Here is a 3,609-nt window from a genome sequence, read left to right on the forward strand (position 1 = left end):
GCGAAAGGATGCCGGATGCGAAACGGGCGCCGCTCGGCGCTCGTTTCGCATGGCAAGAAGGCGGACGGAGCGCAAGAGGCCCCGCCCACGCGGACCCTAGTGCCGGAAGTGACGATGCCCCGTGAACACGAGCGCGATGCCCTGCTCGTCGGCGGCGGCGATCACTTCCTCGTCGCGGATGGAGCCGCCCGGCTCGATGACGGCCGTCACGCCGGCCGCAGCCAGCGCGTCAAGGCCGTCGCGGAACGGGAAGAACGCGTCAGATGCCGCCACGGCGCCCTTCGCCTCCTCGCCCGCCTGCTCCACGGCGATGCGCGCGGAGTTCACGCGGTTGGGCTGGCCGCCGCCCACGCCGATGGTGGCGCGGTTTTTCGTGATGGCGATGGCGTTGGACTTGATGGACTTGCACACCTTCCACGCGAACAGCAGCTCTTCCAGCTCCTCAGGGCTTGGCTGGCGCTTCGTGGGCACGGTGAACGTCGCGGGATCCTCGGCCACGGCGTCGGAGTCCTGCACCAAAAGGCCGCCCTCCACGGCGCGGTACTCCACCTCCCCGCCGGCCGGGTTCACGCCGCCGGTGGATAGCAGGCGCGCGTTCTTCTTCGCCTTGTACATGTCCAGCGCGTCCCCCGCGAACTCGGGAGCGATGATGGCCTCCACGAACTGCTTGTTGTCGAAGATGGCCACCACCACATCGCTTGTGACCGGACGGTTGAACGCCATGACGCCGCCGTAGGCGCTCACCGGGTCGCATGCATGCGCGCGCTGGTAGGCGGCCACGAGGTCGTCGTCTTGGCACACGCCGCAGGGCGTGAGGTGCTTGACGATGACGCAGGCCGGGCCGTCGAACTCGCGCACGGCCGTCCAGGCGGCATCGAGGTCGAGGTAGTTGTTGTACGAAAGCTCCTTGCCCTGATGCTGATGCGCGTGCGCCAGGCTGTGCGCGGCGTGTCCGTAATCGTCGCGGCGGTAGAACGCGGCCGTTTGGTGCGGGTTCTCGCCATAGCGCAGGTCCTGCACCTTCGTGAGGCGCAGCGCACGGCTCTCCGGAAACGTTGCGTCGGCCGCTCCGTCGCCCTCGTCAAGCTGCGCGCCCATCCACGCGGCGATGGCCCCGTCGTAGGCCGCCGTGGTGCGGAACACGTCAAGCGCCAGCCGCGCGCGCGTCTTGCGCGTGGTGGCCCCGCCGTTGGCGCGCATCTCGGCCAGGATGTCGTCGTAGGTTTCGGGACGCGTGACCACGGCCACGCTCTCGAAGTTCTTCGCGGCGGAGCGCAGCATGGACGGACCGCCGATGTCGATGTTCTCTATGCAGGTGCCGAAATCCGCGCCGGAATCAACGGTTTTTTCGAAGGCGTAGAGGTTCACCACCACCATGTCGATCATCTGGATGCCGTGCTCGGCCGCCTGGGCCATGTGGTCGGGGTTGTCGCGCTTGGCCAGCAGACCGCCGTGCACACGCGGGTGCAGCGTCTTCACACGGCCGTCCATCATCTCGGGGAACTGCGTCACGTCGTCGATGGGCGTGACGGGCACGCCAGCTTCTTTGAGCGCGCGGGCCGTGCCGCCCGTGGAGATGATCTCCGCCCCGAACTCGTCCGCGAGCGCGCGGGCGAACTCCGCCACGCCCGTTTTGTCCGTCACGGACACGAGCACTCGCTTGATTTGAGGATTGCTCATATGGTCTTACATCCTTTCCTCTCGGCGACGGCGCCCGCAAGGCGACGCCGCGTTCCCGCGCTGGCCGCTCCAACGCACAACGCTTTTATTATGAACCCGCGCAGCGCGCCGCACGCCGTCGCATAGGCCGCCCCCGCCGGCCGTTCGGCAGGCGGCAGAAACGGCAAGGGCGTCGCGCCCGCCGCCGCGCAATGCCGCCCGCAATGGCCGCACAGCCTGGCGCGCCGTCGCCCAGCGGGCCAGGCAGCCTTACTCCCGGCCGAGGCTCTTCTCGTGGCGTTCGCGCGCTTCTGCGCTGTAACGCTGGCGATAGCGCACATCCACCAGCTCGGCGACAATCGCTATCGCCAATTCGGCGGGCGTCTTGGCGCCGAACTTCAAACCGATGGGGCGCTTGACGCGCGCCCAATCCTCCTCGGTGGCGCCTGCGGCCAGCACCAGGTCGTGCACGCGGTCGTTCTTGCCCGCGCAGCCCATCATGCCCACGTAATGCGCGCCGTGCCGCGTGGCCCACACGCAGCCCTCGGGGTCGAACATGTGGCCGCGCGTGAGCACGCACACGTAGTCCTCGGGCGCGCAGGCAAAATCGGCCAGCCCGTCAAAGCTCCCGCCTTCAAGCACGATGCGCTCGGCATCCGGGAAGCGCGCCTCGCTCACGTAGGCAGGGTCGTAGTCCACCACCGTCACCTCAAAGCCCACGTGCGCGGCAAGCGCCGCCACCTCGCTCGCCGCGTCCGACGCACCCAGCAGCCACACGCGCACCGGCTCGAACAGCGGAACGGACAGCCAGGTCAAGCCCTCGAACTGCTCGTTGTGCATGCTCGGCCCGCGCGTGACGTCCTTCATCTGGAACACGTCGCGCGGGCTCGGCTCGCGCGAGGCCACGATCTCCTTCGCGTCGTTGCAGAAAAACACGAGCGGCTCCCCGTCGGCAGAGCCCGCATCGCCGTACTTCTTCGTCACCTCGTTGTCGGTGTTGCGAACTGCCTCGTCCGCATCGTAGACGATCTTGAAGCCGATCCACGCGAGGTCGCCCTCGTCCAGCGCGCGCAGGGCGCGCTTGAACGTGGGGATGTCGGCTGCGGTCAGGCTGGCAGCGATGACGTCGAGGTACGCCGACCCCACATGCTCGTTGCCCTCGAGCGCCGCGGGCGCGAAGCAGGGAAAGTCGTCCGGGGCGAGCGCGGGCACACGGCCAGCCTCGAGGTCGGCGACAATGCCCTCCAGCGTTTCCCTGATCATGCGATACGCACCTTCCTGTCGTCGCCGACGGTCACGCGGCCTTCGGCCACAAGGCGCAGCACGTGCGGATACAGCTCGTGCTCCACCTCGTGGATGCGCGCCTCCAAGTCCTCAAGGGCATCGTCCTCGTGCACCTCCACGGCGCGCTGCGCCACGATGGGTCCCTTGTCGTAATCCTCGTTGGCGAAATGGACGGTCACGCCCGTCACCTTCACGCCTGCATCGTAAGCGTCGGCAATGGCGTGCGCGCCCTTGAACGAGGGCAGCAACGCGGGGTGCAGGTTGAGCACGCGGTCGGGGAACGCGTCCAGCATCACGGGCGTCACCTTGCGCATGTAGCCTGCCATGACCACGTACTCCGCGCCCGCCTCGCGCAGAGCGTCCACGATGCGCGCGTCGGCGGCCAGCGGATCGGCGTACAGCTCGCGGTTCATGACAAGCGTCGGAATGCCCGCTGCTTGCGCGCGCTCGATGCCGTACGCATCCGGCCGCGACGACACCGCAAGGACCACCTCCACCGGCAGCCCCTCATTACGCACCGCGTCAAGGATTGCCTGCAGGTTCGTCCCGCTGCCGGAAAGCAGCACCCCTATTTTCAACACCTCACCCATGCGTCCTCCCTCATATATTCTCTCTGCCACTTCCGTCTGCATCTTCCGAAACAGGCAACTTCTTGCCGAGATATTC

3 protein-coding genes are annotated in these 3,609 nt (G+C 67.6%); all 3 read right to left on the reverse strand.

The features are described 5' to 3' along the window. Positions 1–96 precede the first annotated feature (96 nt). Entirely contained in the window at positions 97–1,680 is a 1,584-nt protein-coding gene (gene purH, locus ACWKY3_RS08525) for a bifunctional phosphoribosylaminoimidazolecarboxamide formyltransferase/IMP cyclohydrolase (protein ID WP_449315995.1), read from the reverse strand. 249 nt (positions 1,681–1,929) lie between these two features. Beyond that, entirely contained in the window at positions 1,930–2,922 is a 993-nt protein-coding gene (locus ACWKY3_RS08530) for an XdhC family protein (RefSeq protein ID WP_449315996.1), read from the reverse strand. Further along, positions 2,919–3,533 (reverse strand): phosphoribosylglycinamide formyltransferase, encoded by a 615-nt coding sequence (gene purN / locus ACWKY3_RS08535; protein WP_449315997.1) that lies wholly within the window; start codon positions 3,531–3,533, stop codon positions 2,919–2,921. Before purN ends, ACWKY3_RS08530 begins: the two co-directional genes overlap by 4 nt. Positions 3,534–3,609: the final 76 nt, after the last annotated feature.

This window comes from Rubneribacter sp. (assembly GCF_965361815.1).

Bases quoted from the DNA above. Each gene is read 5' to 3' on its own strand.
- purH (WP_449315995.1), bottom strand. From the start codon at position 1,680: ATGAGCAATCCTCAAATCAAGCGAGTGCTCGTGTCCGTGACGGACAAA.
- ACWKY3_RS08530 (WP_449315996.1), bottom strand. From the start codon at position 2,922: ATGATCAGGGAAACGCTGGAGGGCATTGTCGCCGACCTCGAGGCTGGC.
- purN (WP_449315997.1), bottom strand. From the start codon at position 3,533: ATGGGTGAGGTGTTGAAAATAGGGGTGCTGCTTTCCGGCAGCGGGACG.